The following is a 17,176-nucleotide window of genomic DNA, read 5'->3' as shown; positions in this document are numbered from 1 at the left end:
ATGGCTTGGACCACACCCACCGATTCAAAACTTTTCTTCACACGCAATGACGCCTCAGACCCTCGCCTCGGCGAATGGGTCAAAGCTTTTTCTCCGCATAAAACAGACGACTTTGCTCAGATTTCATCGCCGGCTTGGACCCTGCTCGGGTATCCCGATGACGAGGGCATTGCCATGAACGGCGGCCGTCCGGGGGCTAAAGAAGCTCCCCAGGCCATTCGCACTTACTTCTACAAAATGACGCCGTCCCTGTTAAATCCCAAGCCGCAAAATTTAGTGGATCTTGGTAACGTCCCGGTCGAACTTCCGCTGGCCGAGCGCCACGAACGTGGGCGCGAAATCACTCGCGCTTCTTTAGCCCACGGTCACCGCACCCTCAGTCTCGGCGGAGGCCATGATTATGGCTATGCCGACGGCGCGGGATTTATCGACTATTGCTTGAGCAAAAATCAACGCCCGGTTGTGATCAACTTTGATGCTCACTTAGATGTTCGTCCGACCGATAAGGGCTTTCATAGCGGCACTCCTTTCAATCGCCTGCTAACTCAGTACGATGGCCAGTTCGACTTTGTCGAAGTGGGGTTGCAAAACCAGTGCAATAGCCTTGCTCACTTAAATTGGGCAAAGAGCAAGGGCGCGCAGATTTTGCTTTATCAAGACATGATGGAGCTAGGACTTAAAGCAACACTCGAACCCTTGGTTCAGAGCTTCAAAGGCCGTCCGTGTATGTTGAGTGTGGATATTGATGCCTTTACTTCGAACGAAGCTCCGGGCTGCAGTCAATCGTGGACCACGGGCTTAAGAATGCAGGACTTCCTGCCCACACTTCAAATGCTTCAGTCTTTGCTGGACGTGCGCAGCCTGGCGATTTACGAAGTTTCGCCGCCGCTGGATCAAGACAACCGTACCAGCAAATTGGCGGCACTGATTCTGCATCATACGATTTTTAATTCTTAAGGAGACCTTTCATGAAGCGAGGTTTTGGTTCCGACAATCACTCCGGCGTTCATCCCCGCATTTTGGAGGCGCTTGCAAAAGCCAATGCTGAACACGCCCCCAGTTACGGCACCGACGAATGGACCGAAAAAGCAGAAAAACTTTTTCGCGAACATTTCGGCCCGCAGGCGGAGGTGTTTTTCGTTTTTAACGGCACCGCCGCCAACGTTCTTTCTCTGAAAGCGGCTTCGAAATCTTTCCAATCTTGCTACTGCTCGGACTTAGCGCACATTAACGTCGATGAGTGCGGGGCTCCGGAATATCTTGCAGGCCTTAAGCTCATTCCACTCCCGACAGTGAACGGAAAGCTTCGCCTGGAAGATTTAAAGCGCGCCCACATCCGTCGCGGTGATCAGCATTATTCTCAAGCTCAGATCGTGAGCCTGACTCAGCCCACAGAGTTCGGCACGCTGTACTCCATGGAAGAGCTTAAAGAAATCATCAGTTGGGCAAAATCTGAAAAGCTTTTTGTCCATATCGATGGCGCCCGCCTTTCCAATGCGGCCGTCAGCTTAAAAAAATCATTCAAAGAATTCACCACGGACCTAGGCGTCGATGTGATTTCTTTTGGCGGCACAAAAAACGGTCTCATGATGGGTGAAGCTGTGGTGTTTTTAAATCCTCAGCTTGCAAAAGATGTCAAATTCTACCGTAAGCAATTGGCGCAGCTACCGTCTAAAACCCGTTTTATTTCCGCACAGTTTTTAGAATATTTTAACGGCGGTCTCTGGAAAGAAATTGCCGAACATTCCTGTGCAATGGCGGAAAAGCTTTACCAAGGAGCCAAAGACATCCCGGGTGTGCACATCACGCAAAAACGCGAAGCCAATGCGATCTTTGCAAAAATCCCCCAGGCCTGGGTCAAGCCTCTGCGCGAGAAATATTTCTTTTATGTCTGGGACGAACACACGTTTGAGTGCCGCTGGATGACCAGTTGGGACACTCAGCCGTCCGATATCGAAGGCTTTGTTCAAAGTCTTCAGGAGCTTTCACGATGAAACACCCACCGATTCATTACCACGATTACCTAAAGATAGACCAACTGCTGAGCGCGCAAAATCGCCGCAGTGAAGAGATGGGAAATCCCGCTCACGACGAATTGCTCTTCATCACGGTTCACCAAGCTTATGAACTTTGGTTTAAGCAAATTCTTTTTGAAGTGGACTCTGTGCTTGAAATTTTCTCAGCCCAAAATATTCCTGAGCAAAATATGGCTTTGGCATCAGCCCGTTTAGACCGCGTCATTTCTATTTTGAAATTGATCATGGGACAAATCGACGTGCTTGAGACCATGACACCGCTGGATTTCCTCGAGTTCCGTGAATACCTCTACCCGGCTTCAGGATTCCAGAGCTTTCAATTCCGTTTGATGGAAATCAAGCTGGGCCTCAAGGAAAAAGAACGCCTGCTCTACAACCAAACACCTTTCTCAAAACACTTGCCTGAAAAACAGCAACAGCTTGTTGCTGAGGTTATGAAGAAAGACTCCCTCTTTGAGCTGGTTGATAAGTGGCTTGCTCGGACTCCGTTCTTGCAAAACAAAGAGTTCGATTTCTGGGGCGCCTACAAGCAAGCCGTGACCGATATGTTTAACGGCGACCGCGCCACGGTTCTGACAAACCCACAACTCTCAGACGAAGCAAAAAAGAAAAATATCGAGATGATTGATGCATCCGAGAAGACCTTCCATGCGACCTACAGCGAAGAAGATTACAAGAAGCTTCAAGACGAAGGTCATTTCCATTTGTCGTTTAAGGCCTTCCACGGAGCTTTGCTGATTTATCTTTACCGAGATCAAGCAATCTTCCACGTGCCGTTTAAGATTTTAAGCTCGCTCATGGATATCGATGAGTTATTAACTCAGTGGCGCTACCGCCATGCTTTGATGGCTCATCGAATGCTCGGCCAAAAAATCGGAACCGGCGGTTCTTCCGGCCATGCCTATCTGAAGGCGGCAACGGACAAGCATAAAGTCTTTACTGATTTCTTTAATTTAAGTACGTTCCTTATTCCACGCTCGAAGGTGCCGCCTTTGCCGGCGAGCCTTCAGTCTAAAATGAATTTTAATTACTAAATACTAAAGGAGTTTAACGATGGCGAAACAGACACAAAGCTTCAACGCTGAAATCAAACAACTTTTGGATCTGATGATCCATTCCCTTTACTCACACAAAGAAATCTTTTTGCGTGAGCTCGTATCCAACGCGTCCGATGCGATCGACAAATTGAAGTTCAACTCCCTGACTCAGGACAATTTAATGACTCCAGGCACAGAGTTGATGATTCGCCTGGAGCCCAATAAAGAAGCCCATACGCTGAAAATCCAAGATAACGGGATCGGCATGAGCCCTGAAGAGGTGGTCGAATACATCGGCACCATCGCCCGCTCTGGCACAAAACGCTTTGCTCAGCTCAGCCAAGAAATGAAAGAACGCCCAGAACTCATTGGTCAGTTTGGTGTGGGCTTCTATTCTTCGTTTATGGTCGCTGACAAAGTGACTCTTCACACACAAAAAGCAGGTACCCACGTTGGCACCCTTTGGGAAAGCAAAGGCGACGGCACTTACACGATTGACGAAATCCCACGCGCTGAAGGCCACGGAACAACGATTACGCTTCACTTAAAGAAATTCGCTGAAGAGGATGAAGTTCAAGATTTCACGGATGCATTTACTCTGAAGGCGCTGGTGAAAAAATATTCGGACTTCATCGCTTATCCGATTAAAATGAAGGGCGAAAAAGAAGATGAAACCCTCAATAGCCAAAAAGCGCTGTGGCTGAAATCTCCTTCTGAAATTACGAAAGAAGAATACAAAGAATTCTATCATCACCTTAGCCACGACTGGAATGATCCAATTAAGACCATTCACTACCGTGCTGAGGGCACGATGGAGTTTAATGCTTTGCTCTACATCCCGACACAAAAGCCTTGGAACTTCAACATGCGCGATACGGAGTATGGCCTGAGTCTGTATGTTAAACGCGTGTTCATCATGGCAGACTGTAAAGACCTCATTCCGCAGTACTTGCGCTTTGTAAAAGGCCTTGTCGATAGCAGCGACCTGTCTTTGAACGTTTCACGCGAAATTTTGCAACAAGACCGTCAAGTCACTCAGATCCGCAAAAATGTCGTTAATAAGGTTCTTGGCTCTTTGAAGGACATGATCAGTAAAGAGCGCGGTCTTTATGAAATGTTCTGGAAGGAATTCGGCGCCGTTCTCAAAGAAGGTTTCCCAAGTGATGCTGCTAACAAAGAAAAATTGCAGGACGTAACTTTGTTTAAGAGCACTGCGGGAGACGCTTGGACCACTTTGGAAGAATACGTGGGCCGCATGAAAGACGGTCAAAAAGACATCTACTTCATGACAGGCGATGACCTCGCGAAAATGAAGGAAAGTCCTTATCTCGAGAAACTGAAGGAAAAAAATTACGAAGTTCTTTTGCTTGCGGATCCAGTCGATGAGTGGGTTGTTGATGTTCTTCGTGATTACAAAGATAAAAAACTTCAGTCCGTCACCAAAGAAGATCTGAATCTTGATACGGAAGAAGAAAAGAAAACCAAAGAAGAAGAGAAAAAAGGCTTCCTTGAAAGATTTAAACCTTTGATGGAATCCATGAAGGAAACCCTGAAAGACCAGGTTAAAGATGTAAACATCTCAGACCGTCTGACAGAAACTCCGGCGGTTTTGGTGGCTGGCAGTCACGATCCTTCGGCTCATATGCAGAAGATCTTGTCGCAAATGGGTCAGGACCAAGGCATGAATGCCAAGCGCATTCTTGAGATCAATCCAAAGCATCCAGTGATTGAAAAGCTTCTGAGCCTGACAGGCGATCAGCAGAAGCTTTGGACGGAGGTCCTCTACTCTCAGGCCCTGCTGAACGAAGGGTCTAATATTCCTGATCCGAAACGTTTTAGTAAGCAGCTCGCTGAATTGATGTTGGGTCAGCACTAGAACTTGATTCTACAAACAAAAAAGGCGCCGTCTCGGCGCCTTTTTTATGATTCTTACAATATGAAGCTTAAAGGCCTTGAACGAACTTGAGCATCTCTGCCGCATGGCCTGGCGCTTTGATTTTACGGAACTCACCGACAAGCTGGCCTTCTTCGTTGATTACAAATGTACTGCGCTCAATTCCAAGAACCCTACGTCCGTACATGTTCTTTTCTTTGATCACATCAAAAATCTTACAGAGCTTTTCGTCGGCATCTGAAAGCAACTCGAATTTAAAATCAAATTTGCATTTGAAATTGTCATGCGACTTCACGCTGTCTCGGGACACACCAAAAACCACCGTGTTGGCTTTTTGAAATTCAGGATACAGATGATTGAACTCTTGCCCCTCGAGAGTGCAGCCCGGAGTATTGTCTTTCGGATAAAAATACAACACCACCTTCTTGCCGCGCAGGCTTGAAAGCGAAACATCCCCGCTGTGAGTCGATGGAATTGTAAAATCTGGCACGACTGAGTTTAACTTCATAGAGCTAGCGGGTGTTTTGCTCGCGGTTTTGTTCATGCGGGTCGAGGTCTTGGCCGTTGGCCGGGACGGCTTCCTGCTGAGGCTCTCCTTGAGGCTGCCCTTGCTGGAGCTGAGGCGGCTGTTGGATGACTTGCTGCTGTTGGATTTGCTGTTGGTCTTCGGGATTCGCTTGGTCGTTGCTTTCCGTGACGCCTTCGTAAGAGTTTTGCGGCTGTTGCTGTTTTGGGGCTTTTGGCGCGCGGATGCCGCGGCTTTGCGGGTTTTCTTGACGGTCGATTTCTTTGCCGTTGCGGTCATGATAAATATCCTCTGCACTAATGGCTTCTAGGTTTGCTGTCGGAGAAACACTTGGCGCCGGGGTCGGCGTTGCCGGAACTTGTTTTGCCAGATACTCAGGCTGTTGCAAAACAGTTTCTGTGACGGTGATCTTTCCTTCCATAGGAATATTCACTTCAATCTTCTTCACCGGATCAAGATTTTCCAAAACTTCCGCTTTGATATAAAGCATGTTCTTGGAGTTTTTTTGGTATTCGTATTGATTAAACCGCAAGACCTGATTTTTTGCCGGATTATAATCAATCATAAATCCGTCACAGCTGAAATTTTCAATAATGCCATTTTCGGACGACTTCAGTTTACAACTGATCCGCGGACTTAAAATCCCGGTTGTAAAACCCAGAACCTCCGAGAGATTGCCACCACGGAAGTTCATGGTAAGCTCCGTGTCCTTTGCATGATTCCAGTCACCGATTTTGATGAAGCTTTCTTTGGTGTTACACTGATGCATAACCTCCGCATTTTGCGGAACTCCCCCAAGGCCGGACACATTCCGAGTCATCGAGTAGACATCGCATCGGAACAGAGATTTGTTCGAAAGCTTCTGCTTCATATCCACCAGAAGCGCTCTTTGAAACTTACCGAAAATCGATTTTCCTTGCGGAGCGCGCTCCTTACGAATCACCCAAAGGGACTCACGAAAGATCGCGTCCATCTGCTCAAACCAATGGAGAATTTTCTGTGCTTCACGATCCGCAGGCTTGATCGCTTCAGGAGTCATCGTCGCCTTTAGTTTTGGGACCGGCGCCCCACGAACTTCAGGCGTCGCGCTCTCAGAAGCTGCCTCTTTCTTTTTGAAAGTGCAACTTGCACAGAAAATGAGCATGATAAGACTGAAGAGCAAAACTCGCATGTATTGACTTCCCTAGCGTAACCTCTCTAAAATTTAGAGGCTACTTGCAATTAGTAAAACCCGGAGGCCGCGATGGAGAAAATTTGGCTTAAGCACTACCCCAAGGGCATCCCTGCAGAAATTAATGTGCAGGAATACTCTTCGATTATGCAAGTTTTCGACGAAGCTTGCCAGAAATATCCTGAGAAGATTGCTTTCTCAAATATGGGCGTGAAAATCACCTACTCCGAACTCGCCCAAAAGGTCGAGATCTTTGCTGGTTTTCTTCAGAACGAATTAAAACTGAAAAAAGGCGATCGCATCGCTTTGCAAATGCCAAACCTTCTTCAGTTCCCAGTGGCCTTGTTTGCCGCCTTCCGGTCTGGACTAACGGTGGTAAATACAAATCCACTCTACACCGCCACTGAAATGCTTCACCAATTCAAGGATGCAGAGCCTAAAGCCATCGTGATTATGGCGAACTTTGCTCACCATCTCGAGAAGATTCTCAAAGAGACGAAAATCGAATCTGTGATTGTGACGGAGCTCGCCGACCTCTTCCCGTTCCCGAAGGGTTTGATCGTGAACTCAGTGGTGAAATACATCAAGAAAATGGTGCCGACTTATAGCTTGCCTCACGCTTACACTTTCAAGCAAGCCATGGAACTAGGTCACGGAAAGCCCGTCCAAAATATCGCGAGCACCCATGACGATATTGCCTTCTTGCAATACACTGGCGGAACAACGGGAGTTTCTAAAGGCGCGGTGCTTAGTCACAAAAACATCATTGCCAACATGTTGCAAATTTGCGCGTGGATGACTCCTGTTTTGAAAGAAGGCGAAGAAGTTTGCATCACACCACTTCCGCTTTATCATATTTTCTCTCTGACAGTGAATTGCCTCGCGTTCATGAAATACGGCGCACACAACGTGCTGGTTACAAATCCACGCGATCTTCCGGCGCTGGTCAAAGATATGCGCAACAATCACTTTACTCTGATGTCGGGCGTGAACACGCTCTACAACGGTCTTCTGAACAACGAAGAATTCCGCAAACTTGATTTCTCAAAACTCAAAATGAGTGTTGCCGGCGCGATGGCTTTGCAAACCTCCGTTTGCAATCGCTGGAAAGAACTCACAAAAAGCATTCTCGTCGAAGGCTATGGTTTGACCGAGACTTCGCCGGTGGCTTGCTGTAACCCGATTGACGGCCGCGACAAAGTCGGCACGATAGGCTTGCCGGTTCCAAGCACCAACATCAAACTTGTTGATGACAACGATCAAGAGGTTCCTCCTGGGCAATCGGGCGAGCTGTGCGTTTTCGGCCCGCAAGTGATGCAAGGCTATTGGAAGCGTCCTGATGAAACCGCTAAGGTTCTCAAAAACGGCTGGCTTCATACTGGCGATATCGCGGTTGTCGATGAAGATGGTTACTTTAAAATCGTCGACCGTAAAAAAGACATGATTCTTGTTTCAGGTTTCAATGTTTACCCGAATGAAGTTGAGGATGCGATTGCCTCTCACCCGGGCGTTCTTGAGGTGGCCGCAATCGGTGTTCCGAATGAGCACTCCGGCGAAGTCGTGAAAGTTTTCGTTGTGAAGAAGGATCCGAACCTGACAGCTCAGGATGTGATTGCTCAAGCAAAGAAGAGCTTAACGAATTATAAAGTTCCAAGAGAAGTGGAATTCAGAACTGAATTACCAAAGACGAATGTGGGGAAAATCCTGCGCCGTGCTTTGCGCGACGAACACGTTCAACAAGCAGCGAAGTAGCTCTCTCGAGCTACTTCGTCCACTTTGAGCTGATTAAGCTTTCTTATTCCAAGAAGAGCACCAAGCAGTGCCTTTCACCAATTGATTCGGGAAGATTTGGCATTTACCAACTTCGCCGCCATCTTTGTTGCCCACTTTAGTGTAAAAACCGCAACCGTTGCAGAATTGCTTTTCAAAAGGAACTCCGCTTCTTTCAACTTTCAAAGCTGCGTCTTTCACATCTGCATGTTTGAGATGATAGTTTACTGGGCCCGCAGCACCTTTACCTGGCTCAACCATTGGCAAAGCCAAATCCCCACCACCACCGGCAGCAGGAGCCGCTCCGCCTTCAGAAGGACGAGCTCTTCTTCTCTCTTCAGCGAATACTTTTTGACCAAACAATGCAGGCGCAATTGCTGCCAAACCGATCATTTGACCCATGTGAACGAAAAAACGACGACGACTAGTGTTTTGCTCCATCTGTAGCCTCCTTGATGCAAATACAGTTGTATTTCCCAAGGCTGCTCCTTTTTCATTTAGTTTGCAAGTAACACAGTAAACAGATGCCCATCGCATCAAGAGAAAGCTTATTTTCTAAGCAAAAAACGGCGATTAAAGAAGTGGCCGGAAACGAGCGCGATGCTACCGACAATCGTCATGATGTCATTCCAACGAAGCTGATTGCGCGAAGCTGGCGAAATTAAAGCAACACTTAAAAGAACGAGGCCAAGGCCGCCTAAGAACAGCACCGATTTGTTCGCGTGCTTCTTATAACCCTTCCAAAAAGAGTAGATCGCAATTGGAAAAATAAAAATAGAGATAAACAGATGCACCGGAGAATAATGAATAGAGTAAACCCACAAGGGTAAGCTCAGGGTGATAAATGGTGTCACTAGGCAGTGAAGTGCACACAATGCCGAAAGCAGAGCCCCCGTACGGTCCCATTCTTTGAGGTCAGTTTTAATTTCAGGGGGACTGGCGTGATCCAAGGACATTTTTCCTCTGTGCTGATGTTGTTATCTTCTAATTGCAAATAATTGTCAATAACGAGACCTTATGGCCTTGTCTTTTAGGCCCAGCTCGCGGATAAAAGGTCTGTGGACAGAGAAAATATTCACGGCGATAGCCCTATCATGGCCCTTGGCCCCGACTTCTTCGATCCGGTGAAACCCGCCGTGTTTCCCGAGGCTATTTTGCGTTTTCGCAATCAAGCCGCCGCTGAGACTGTCGGCCTTGGCTCTTTATCCCCCGAAGAATGGCAAAAGCATTTCTGGGCTTTTCAGCCACTGCCTGGGAACCTACCGGAGCCTTTGGCCCTTCGCTATCACGGCCATCAATTCATGCACTACAATCACGAGCTCGGCGATGGCCGCGGCTTTTTATTCGCGCAAATTCCCGTCGGCGACACATGGTATGATCTCGGCACCAAAGGTAGTGGTCAAACACCCTACTCTCGCGCTGGCGATGGCCGACTCACACTCAAAGGGGCTTACCGCGAAGCTTTAGCGACAGAGCTTTTACAAAGCTTGGGAGTCCATACCAGTAAAACTTTTAGCATCTTCGAGACCGGCGAAAACCTCGAGCGCAACGATGAACCTTCACCCACTCGTGCGGCGGTGCTTGTGCGCCTGAGTCACGGGCATATGCGCATCGGAACGTTTCAGCGCCTAGCTTATACCAAAGACACCGCCAATATCGAAAAGCTGACGGATGTTTGTTTGAAGTACTACTATCCGAATTTACAATCGGCGGATGCTGACGAGCGTGCCTTTTTATTTTACCAGGCAGTCGTGCGCAGTTGCGCTCTGCTGACCGCGCAGTGGATGATGGCTGGGTTCGTTCATGGCGTACTGAACACGGATAACATCAATATCACCGGCGAGAGCTTCGATTACGGTCCTTACCGCTTCTTGCCTCGATACGATGTGCGCTTTACCGCCGCGTACTTTGATCAACGCGGGCTGTATTCTTTCGGCCGTCAGCCGGTGACAATGCTGTGGAATCTGCAACGCCTGGGTGAATGCTTGAAGCTCCGTTACGAATCTCTGCCGGTGGATGAAATCCTTGAAGAGTTTGCCGATGAATTCAATGCTCATGTGCAACGCCTTTTCTTGACTCGCCTCAACCTCAAATCGCGCGGCGCAGAGGCTGATAGTGAGCTTTTAAAAAATTTCTATACGTTTTTAGAATCAAGCCCAGCTCTTTACGAGCAGACATTCTTTGACTTCTTCGGCGGGATCATGTCTCCGCGCTGGCAAACCTCTCCGCAAAAGGACTTCTATAAAGGTGAGGATTTTGAAAAATTTAAAACCCAGCTTGCCGACTTTGAAACGGCCAATACGTCCCTTGTATCTCATCCATACTTTACCAACGGAAAGCCTTGCACTCTGCTGATAGATGAAATCGAATCTATTTGGTCACACATCTCTGAGCGCGACGATTGGAGTTACTTCCATAGAAAAATCGATGAGATCAGGTCTTTCCGGGGCATTTATGACGTTTTTATGATAGAACCACGCCCATGAAAAAATGCTTTCTTGGGATCCTTGCTCTGGCAGTTATTGGCGGAGTTATCTATCAGTTTTATGCAAAATCACAGAGTGTTTCCACCACGGAAACAGCAGTGACACCATCGCCTCAGCAAAGTGCGCAGCAAACACCTTTGTCCAAAAAAATAAGTGCAACACCCTCGGCAGAATTAGAACAGCTCTCGCAGATGGTGCGTGACGAGTCTCAATCCCAAGAGGCCCGCAGAAAAGCTCTGTATACGCTCACCCAGATGGGGCCTGCCGCCCTACCGGCCCTCACCGCCATAGCGACGGCTCCTATGCCTGTGGCGATTTCTCAAGATCCTCACTCTGCCGATCAGATGAGGCAGAGCTTTGAAGCAGGCCTGCGTGTCACGGCGATCGAAGCCCTCGATGAACTTGGGATAGACCCCAATCTTAGTTCCGCAGTGAAAGACAGTATGTTGAGTGTTTTAAAGACGCAAAAACACCGGAGCCTCACACTTCTAGCACAGATCAGTATATCGGGAATTGACAGCGGCCGTCCTGGAAAAGTTAAAAGAGCGATCGACACTCTCAAAACGGAAAAAGAATAAGAGCGGGTTTCCCCGCTCTTATTTTATGCTTTCTCGAATTCTTTTTTGGTATGTCCGCCGAAGCGGCGGAAGAACCTACCGGCAGCCATCCGGAAGTTATCCACGAATCCGTAAGCCGCAGGAACGATGAGCAAGGTCAATAGCGTCGAACTGATCAATCCACCAATGATCGCAATCCCCATGGATGTTCTCATCGCACTGGCTTCATTCAAACCAATTGCGATCGGAATCATCCCCGAGATCAATGCTAGTGACGTCATCAAGATAGGACGAAGGCGCGTACGGCAGGCCTTAATGATCGCCTCGTTACGTGGATGTCCCGCTTGTTCCATTTGCTTGGTGTAATCCACAAGCAAGATGGAATTCTTTGCCACAACTCCCAAGAGAAGAACGATACCGATCAACGAGAAGATATCGATACTCTTGCCAAACACCAGGAGCGCAACCATCGCTCCACACATCGCCAGCGGCAACGCAAGAAGGATCGTAAACGGCGTTACGAAACTTTCGTACAGCGATGACAACACCAAGTAAATGAAAAGAACGCCCAAGAAGATCGCAAGCAACATGCTTGAGATCAAATCTTGAAAATCCTCTGCTTGTCCTTGGAATCGGTAATCGATTCCTGGAGGCGGCGGCATTTCATCCTTTACGATCTTTTGTACTTCTTCAGACACCGTACCCAAAGATCCTGTTGGCCCCAAGTTTGCGCCGATGTTAATGAAACGGCTCTTGTTCTGACGGTTGATCTGTGAATAACCCAGAGTATCTTCCGCTTTTGCAATACGATTAAGTGGAATCATATTGTTATTCGCATTCGGCACGAGGGTCGTATTAAACTGACTGCGCAAATCGCGATATTGTTCATCGAAACGAACACGGACTTTGTATTCAATCCCTTTATCGCGGAAAACCGCCGCTTCGTTACCTTCCGTGCGGTTACGAAGCTCTGCCCCCGCCATGACGGTTGAAACACCGAGATGCTCGGACTTCTCACGATCAAAGACCACATGGAACTCCGGTTTTCCCGAGCGGAAATTCGTATCCACATCGACAAGACCTGGAATTTTACGAATACGTTCTTTAAGTTTATTTGCGTATGCCGAAAGCTCTTCAAGATTATCGCCCGTGATATTCAGATTAAACGGCTTCTGACCGCTATTCACGGCATCGATATCACCGATCTCAACAACTGCTTTTTCATTAAAAGACTTTAGCTTCTCGCGAATCGTTGTTTTCATTTGAGTGGTGGTCATAGAACGCAGTTTTCTTTCAACCAAACGAACAAACAGGTTGGCCTTATTAGCCTCTCCATTGTTTGAGCCGACGGTTGTCAAAACCATATCCACAGCCGGATCGGCATTCAGAATGTCCTCGATTCCTTTGGTGAAGTCAGCGGTTCCTTGCAAAGAAGTTCCCACCGGCATTTCAATAGTCACACCGAACTCACCGTTATCGGCCTGAGGCAAGAATGTCTTAGGAATGAACGGCACTGTCATCATACTCGCCACAAAGATCAAGAATCCCAAGAACAGAACTGTTTTTGGAAACTTCAGAGTTTTTTCCAACAAACGCTCATAGGTATTTTCAAGCCCTGTCTGGAAGCGATCAAACGCTTTTAGAATTCTTGCGATAAAACCATTTCCTTTATCATGCTCCGCTGGCGATGCCATATAAGCTGACAACATTGGTGCCACCGTAAAGGCGTCAAACAACGAAATCAGCATCGTAAACACGATTGTCAGGCCGAACTGTTTAAAGAACTGACCGATAATCCCCGACAGGAATGAAATCGGACCGAAAACCGCGATCACAACCAAAGTTGTTGCAACAACGGCTTGAGCAACCTCGGTCGTTCCTTCGAGAGCGGCCGTCTTCGGATCTTTTCCCATCTCCATGTGACGGAAAATATTCTCACGCACCACGATCGCGTCATCGATCAAAAGACCGACCGCCAACGAAAGCGCCAAGAGCGTCATCATGTTAATCGAGAATCCCATGGCATACATCACAACAAAACCGCCAAGGAGCGAGTTCGGAAGCGCCATGCCCGTAATAAAAGTCGATCGACCAGACCCCAAGAAGAAGAACACCACGACGACGCACAAGAAAATACCGATGAGGATCGACTCGTTCACGTCCACCACATTCAGGCGAATCGGACGGGACATATCACGAACCACTTGCACATGAGCATCGATCTTTTTGTCTGTGAGATATTTATTGACCTTCTCAAGACTCTTTTTAACGGCATCGGTGACTGCCACCGTGTTAGAGCCTGACTGCTTATAAACCTGCAAAAGCAACGCCGGCGAGCCTTTGATACTGGCCATCGTCTTTTGATCTTCAAGACCTTTTTCAACACGACCGACATCTTTAAGTAGCACAGCACGGTCAGAACCGACAAAGTTCACGTTGACGTTCTTGATTTCATCTAAAGACGAAAACTCCCCGATGGTTCTCATCAGAAGTTCTTTAATCGGATTTTCAACTTTACCGATGGGAATATCTTTCGAAGTTTCTTCAACACGCTTTGAAATCTGTAACATCGAGATCTGACGGTCTTGGATTTTCTTTTTGTCGATCAAGACTTGAATCTCAGTCTTACGGCCGCCGACCACATCCACCTTACCGATATCACTGAGGCGCTCAAACTGAGGTTTGATGAGCTCGTTGGCTACGTCATATGCCTCTCCCGCAGGGAGTTTTGACGTAAACGCAAGGGTAATTACCGGCTGATCGGCAGGGTCAAAACGGAAAATGACCGGTTCATAGATATCATTTGGAAGATTTCTGCGGATATTGCCAAGACGATTTCTAACCTGTTGCTCGGCATCCTTCACATCCGTCCCTAGACGGAACTCTAGGATGATCATCGCCACCGAATCCAGGTTATTCGACGTCATGGTTTTTAGACCGGACAAACTGCCAAGCTCATCTTCGATCAGCTTGGAAACTTGTTTTTCCATATCAATCGGCGAAGCGCCTGGATAGGTTACTTGAATCGCAACAATCGGAAATGTCACATCCGGAAAGAGATCCACCGGCATTTTATTAAGACAAATCACCCCGAGGATCAACATAAGTGAAACCACGCAGGAGATGAAAATCGGTCGTTTAATTGAGAGTGATGATAAATTCATTGATAGCTCCGCTTTCTATTACTCATTCAACCGGATAAAAAGTCTGCTTTGGGCTTCCATTTTTCGCGCTTCTGAACGCAAGCGATTCAAAGTCAAAATCGAATTCGCCGCATCTTCTTCCGAATTCACGACATCCGAGGTGACGGCGCGGCCACGGCTCAGTTTTAAGGACTGCTCCTTTGCTTTGCTCGTCTGCAATTGACTAATGCGTTCGGCAGTATCGATCTGCTTTAACATTTCACCGTAACGGCGAAGAAGCTCTCCCCAGGACACTTCACTTTCAAGCATCTTTCTTTCGCTCTTAAGTTGGGCCGCGAGAGCTTCTTTGCGGTAAAGAGCCTCTTGCGAAACCTTTGCGTCTGTATCGAAAATATAGGTAAAATTCAAACCCACTTTTGCCGTTGGAATATCCAAATTCGAGATCTTATTTAAAGCAGATGCGGGGCTGTCTTGAATATTCGAATTCGTGTTGTATGAACCGGAAAGAACGAGATCAGGACGCAATTGATCTTTTGCTTCTTTAGCTCCAAGCTCCTTGGTCTTGGCATCCAGTGCCGCCAAGTAGGCGTCTAAACGAACGACGCGGCCGGCGTTGCCGCCCACCAAAGCGCGGATGTCGCGCGGCTTTTTAAAATCCGATTCCAGGCTCGGAGTTTTTTCTTTATCATCCATTTCCAAATAGAGACGCAGGTTTTTCTCAGCAGATACAGCTTGGTCACGGGTGGAATCCAAAAGCAACTGGCGAGAAGCCGTCAATGCCTGGCCATTGAGGAAATCCGCTTTATCATTGATCCCATCTGCGAAACGGCGCTTTAACCAGGTTTCAATTTTCTTCGCACGCTCCAGCGATTCCATGCGGGATTTGAGTTCCTCCTGTTGATAGAGGTAATCCCAATATGCCATCTCTGCATCAATCAAGATTTGACGCTGCTGAAGGCTGTAACCTTGTTTTTCATAGGTAGCTGCAGCTGCTTGGCGCTCTTGGCGAAGGCGCGTGCCATTTCCGAAAAAATTTTTCCACAAAGACTGACTCAAAGACACGCCCAGACTGGATGCGGAATAGTTGGCAAACTTCTCATACCCGGTTGGCACATCACGAATCTGCGTTTGCTGAACGTTTCCAGTCACAGACGCTTTTGTTCCGGAAGAGAATTCTTTTGCAACACCGAGGCTATATTGTCTTGAGACGATTTTTGAACCGATTGTCTGGGGCTGAGCTTCATCGCTGAGGTAGCCGCCAGCCATCGTAAGCACTGGAGAAAGCCCCAGATCACCGGCTTCACGGCGATCCTCCGCCGCCTCTTCCGATGTCGTATAGGCTTGAAAGTCTTTATTACGTTTTTGCACTTCCGCGAGATATTGCTCGAGAGTCATCGCTGAGGCACTCAGGTGTGCGAAAGCCAAGCTCATAAGAAGGGCGTATTTGTGCTTTTTCATATGAAGATCCCTTGAACGAAAATAGTAACTAATTGTTTTTGAAAATCTTTAAAATTTTGCGCATGACTCATTGGCGACTGCATCATCTCAAGCTGACAGTTCATAATATTGTGAAAGCCAAGAATGGACTCCTGAAGAAAAATAAAGATCAGCAATGGATTGAGGTCTTTGCGCACAAGCCCCTTCACTTGAGCCTTTCCGATGAGCTTCACTAAACTCTGACCGATGGGAGTAAACGTCGTTTCGTAAATATCCCGGGCAAACGGCAGCCCCGTCAGGCGTTCACGCTGCAAAATAATGCCATGATATGGATAGACGGAGCGAATCTCGGAAAAGCTTGAAACCATCATCATGAAAACCTTCTCGAGATTTTCCTTTGAAGTTTCTTCTGCTTCCGAGATACGGATGATTTTTTCAACTTCGCTTTTGATCGTCAGCGCGAAGTTCTGAATGATCTCGCGATAAAGTCCCTCTTTACCGCCGAAGTAATAGCTGACGAGACTGAGATTTAAACCAGCGACTTTTGCGATGTCGCGAACACTGGTGCCTTCAAGCCCCTTTTCAGCAAAAAGCTTTGCGGCGACTTGTAAAAGCCATTCGCGCGCGCTCAGATCCTGCGATGTCCGTTTTGCTATTTCGAGCATAGGTCCACAGGCTATTTCAAACGAACGTTTAAATCAAAACTTTGAAACGTCCGTTCAAAATGATCCGACCTAAGTCCAGTTATCCACAGAGCCACGCCGTCCTTCTCCCCCTCCGAACCCCAACAGCAAGTTCGCAGGTTCGGCCCTCCTCGAGCCTTCCCTTGAACGGATCGAATAAATATCACTCCAAATCCTTGAAGTACGCCACCTCGGCACGCAAGGAATGAATCCCAACGAGCTTCATATCAAACCAACAAGATCTGATCCAGAAAAGCGACCTGATACCTTTTCACCTATCCCAAAAAATATTTAAATCGCCTTCCCACATACCTCGCCTGGCCGACCACGATGGTCGGACAGCCCCGTTCTCACGGACGGATGGCCCACGCGAAGTAAGCGACTGGGCGAACACGTAAGTCTCATCGCACATCACTGAAAAACTGAAACTCTCACC

14 protein-coding genes are annotated in these 17,176 nt (G+C 47.6%); 7 read left to right on the top strand and 7 right to left on the bottom strand.

Annotated elements, in window-relative coordinates; genetic code table 11:
• The 4 genes from JSU04_14895 to htpG are packed head-to-tail and all read left to right on the top strand — an operon-like array spanning position 1 to position 4,949.
• Positions 1-957, top strand: a complete 957-nt coding sequence (locus JSU04_14895) for a formimidoylglutamase (protein MBS1971596.1) — start codon at positions 1-3, stop codon at positions 955-957.
• 11 nt (positions 958-968) lie between these two features.
• Positions 969-1,994 (top strand): low specificity L-threonine aldolase, encoded by a 1,026-nt coding sequence (locus JSU04_14890; protein ID MBS1971595.1) that lies wholly within the window; start codon positions 969-971, stop codon positions 1,992-1,994.
• Positions 1,991-3,070, top strand: coding sequence for a tryptophan 2,3-dioxygenase (locus JSU04_14885; GenBank protein MBS1971594.1), 1,080 nt, complete (start codon positions 1,991-1,993; stop codon positions 3,068-3,070). Before JSU04_14890 ends, JSU04_14885 begins: the two co-directional genes overlap by 4 nt.
• A 19-nt stretch (positions 3,071-3,089) precedes the next feature.
• Positions 3,090-4,949: a molecular chaperone HtpG gene (htpG, locus tag JSU04_14880; GenBank protein MBS1971593.1), complete on the top strand. Its 1,860-nt coding sequence runs from the start codon at positions 3,090-3,092 to the stop codon at positions 4,947-4,949.
• A gap of 67 nt (positions 4,950-5,016) precedes the next feature.
• On the opposite strand, the gene JSU04_14875 is transcribed toward htpG, so the two are convergent.
• Together JSU04_14875 and JSU04_14870 are read right to left on the bottom strand one after the other, a co-directional pair.
• A complete protein-coding gene (locus tag JSU04_14875) occupies positions 5,017-5,511 on the bottom strand; it encodes a peroxiredoxin (protein MBS1971592.1) in 495 nt (164 codons plus the stop codon).
• A complete protein-coding gene (locus JSU04_14870; GenBank protein ID MBS1971591.1) occupies positions 5,480-6,664 on the bottom strand; it encodes a hypothetical protein in 1,185 nt (394 codons plus the stop codon). Before JSU04_14870 ends, JSU04_14875 begins: the two co-directional genes overlap by 32 nt.
• A gap of 72 nt (positions 6,665-6,736) precedes the next feature.
• Between JSU04_14870 and JSU04_14865 the strand changes: the two genes are divergently transcribed.
• Positions 6,737-8,416: an AMP-binding protein gene (locus JSU04_14865; protein ID MBS1971590.1), complete on the top strand. Its 1,680-nt coding sequence runs from the start codon at positions 6,737-6,739 to the stop codon at positions 8,414-8,416.
• A 33-nt stretch (positions 8,417-8,449) separates the two neighbouring features.
• Here JSU04_14865 and JSU04_14860 read toward each other — a convergent pair whose 3' ends face one another.
• Together JSU04_14860 and JSU04_14855 are read right to left on the bottom strand one after the other, a co-directional pair.
• On the bottom strand, positions 8,450-8,875 hold the full coding sequence (locus tag JSU04_14860; GenBank protein ID MBS1971589.1) for a high-potential iron-sulfur protein: 426 nt from the start codon (positions 8,873-8,875) through the stop codon (positions 8,450-8,452).
• Between the two features lie 107 nt (positions 8,876-8,982).
• Positions 8,983-9,390: a MerC domain-containing protein gene (locus JSU04_14855; GenBank protein MBS1971588.1), complete on the bottom strand. Its 408-nt coding sequence runs from the start codon at positions 9,388-9,390 to the stop codon at positions 8,983-8,985.
• Between the two features lie 138 nt (positions 9,391-9,528).
• Between JSU04_14855 and JSU04_14850 the strand changes: the two genes are divergently transcribed.
• Together JSU04_14850 and JSU04_14845 are read left to right on the top strand one after the other, a co-directional pair.
• Positions 9,529-10,920, top strand: a complete 1,392-nt coding sequence (locus JSU04_14850) for a YdiU family protein (protein ID MBS1971587.1) — start codon at positions 9,529-9,531, stop codon at positions 10,918-10,920.
• Positions 10,917-11,498 carry a hypothetical protein gene (locus JSU04_14845; GenBank protein ID MBS1971586.1) on the top strand — a complete coding sequence of 194 codons (582 nt, stop codon included), beginning with the start codon at positions 10,917-10,919 and terminating at the stop codon, positions 11,496-11,498. Before JSU04_14850 ends, JSU04_14845 begins: the two co-directional genes overlap by 4 nt.
• A 23-nt stretch (positions 11,499-11,521) precedes the next feature.
• On the opposite strand, the gene JSU04_14840 is transcribed toward JSU04_14845, so the two are convergent.
• From JSU04_14840 to JSU04_14830, 3 genes are read right to left on the bottom strand one after another with little or no spacing between them, the layout of a single operon-like run.
• Positions 11,522-14,641, bottom strand: a complete 3,120-nt coding sequence (locus JSU04_14840; GenBank protein ID MBS1971585.1) for an efflux RND transporter permease subunit — start codon at positions 14,639-14,641, stop codon at positions 11,522-11,524.
• 18 nt (positions 14,642-14,659) lie between these two features.
• A complete protein-coding gene (locus JSU04_14835) occupies positions 14,660-16,078 on the bottom strand; it encodes a TolC family protein (protein MBS1971584.1) in 1,419 nt (472 codons plus the stop codon).
• Entirely contained in the window at positions 16,075-16,722 is a 648-nt protein-coding gene (locus tag JSU04_14830; protein ID MBS1971583.1) for a TetR family transcriptional regulator, read from the bottom strand. The genes JSU04_14835 and JSU04_14830 overlap by 4 nt, the downstream gene beginning before the upstream one ends.
• Positions 16,723-17,176 lie beyond the last annotated feature (454 nt).

This window comes from Bdellovibrionales bacterium (assembly GCA_018266295.1).
GTDB lineage: Bacteria > Bdellovibrionota > Bdellovibrionia > Bdellovibrionales > Bdellovibrionaceae > JACMRP01.
The sequence above is the reverse complement of the archived record's forward strand: the minus strand, read 5'-3'. Positions and strand labels throughout refer to the sequence as shown.

Coding starts and splice junctions, on each gene's coding strand:
- JSU04_14895 (MBS1971596.1), top strand. CDS start 1: ATGGCTTGGACCACACCCACCGATTCAAAACTTTTCTTCACACGCAAT.
- JSU04_14890 (MBS1971595.1), top strand. CDS start 969: ATGAAGCGAGGTTTTGGTTCCGACAATCACTCCGGCGTTCATCCCCGC.
- JSU04_14885 (MBS1971594.1), top strand. CDS start 1,991: ATGAAACACCCACCGATTCATTACCACGATTACCTAAAGATAGACCAA.
- htpG (MBS1971593.1), top strand. CDS start 3,090: ATGGCGAAACAGACACAAAGCTTCAACGCTGAAATCAAACAACTTTTG.
- JSU04_14875 (MBS1971592.1), bottom strand. CDS start 5,511: ATGAACAAAACCGCGAGCAAAACACCCGCTAGCTCTATGAAGTTAAAC.
- JSU04_14870 (MBS1971591.1), bottom strand. CDS start 6,664: ATGCGAGTTTTGCTCTTCAGTCTTATCATGCTCATTTTCTGTGCAAGT.
- JSU04_14865 (MBS1971590.1), top strand. CDS start 6,737: ATGGAGAAAATTTGGCTTAAGCACTACCCCAAGGGCATCCCTGCAGAA.
- JSU04_14860 (MBS1971589.1), bottom strand. CDS start 8,875: ATGGAGCAAAACACTAGTCGTCGTCGTTTTTTCGTTCACATGGGTCAA.
- JSU04_14855 (MBS1971588.1), bottom strand. CDS start 9,390: ATGTCCTTGGATCACGCCAGTCCCCCTGAAATTAAAACTGACCTCAAA.
- JSU04_14850 (MBS1971587.1), top strand. CDS start 9,529: ATGGCCCTTGGCCCCGACTTCTTCGATCCGGTGAAACCCGCCGTGTTT.
- JSU04_14845 (MBS1971586.1), top strand. CDS start 10,917: ATGAAAAAATGCTTTCTTGGGATCCTTGCTCTGGCAGTTATTGGCGGA.
- JSU04_14840 (MBS1971585.1), bottom strand. CDS start 14,641: ATGAATTTATCATCACTCTCAATTAAACGACCGATTTTCATCTCCTGC.
- JSU04_14835 (MBS1971584.1), bottom strand. CDS start 16,078: ATGAAAAAGCACAAATACGCCCTTCTTATGAGCTTGGCTTTCGCACAC.
- JSU04_14830 (MBS1971583.1), bottom strand. CDS start 16,722: ATGCTCGAAATAGCAAAACGGACATCGCAGGATCTGAGCGCGCGCGAA.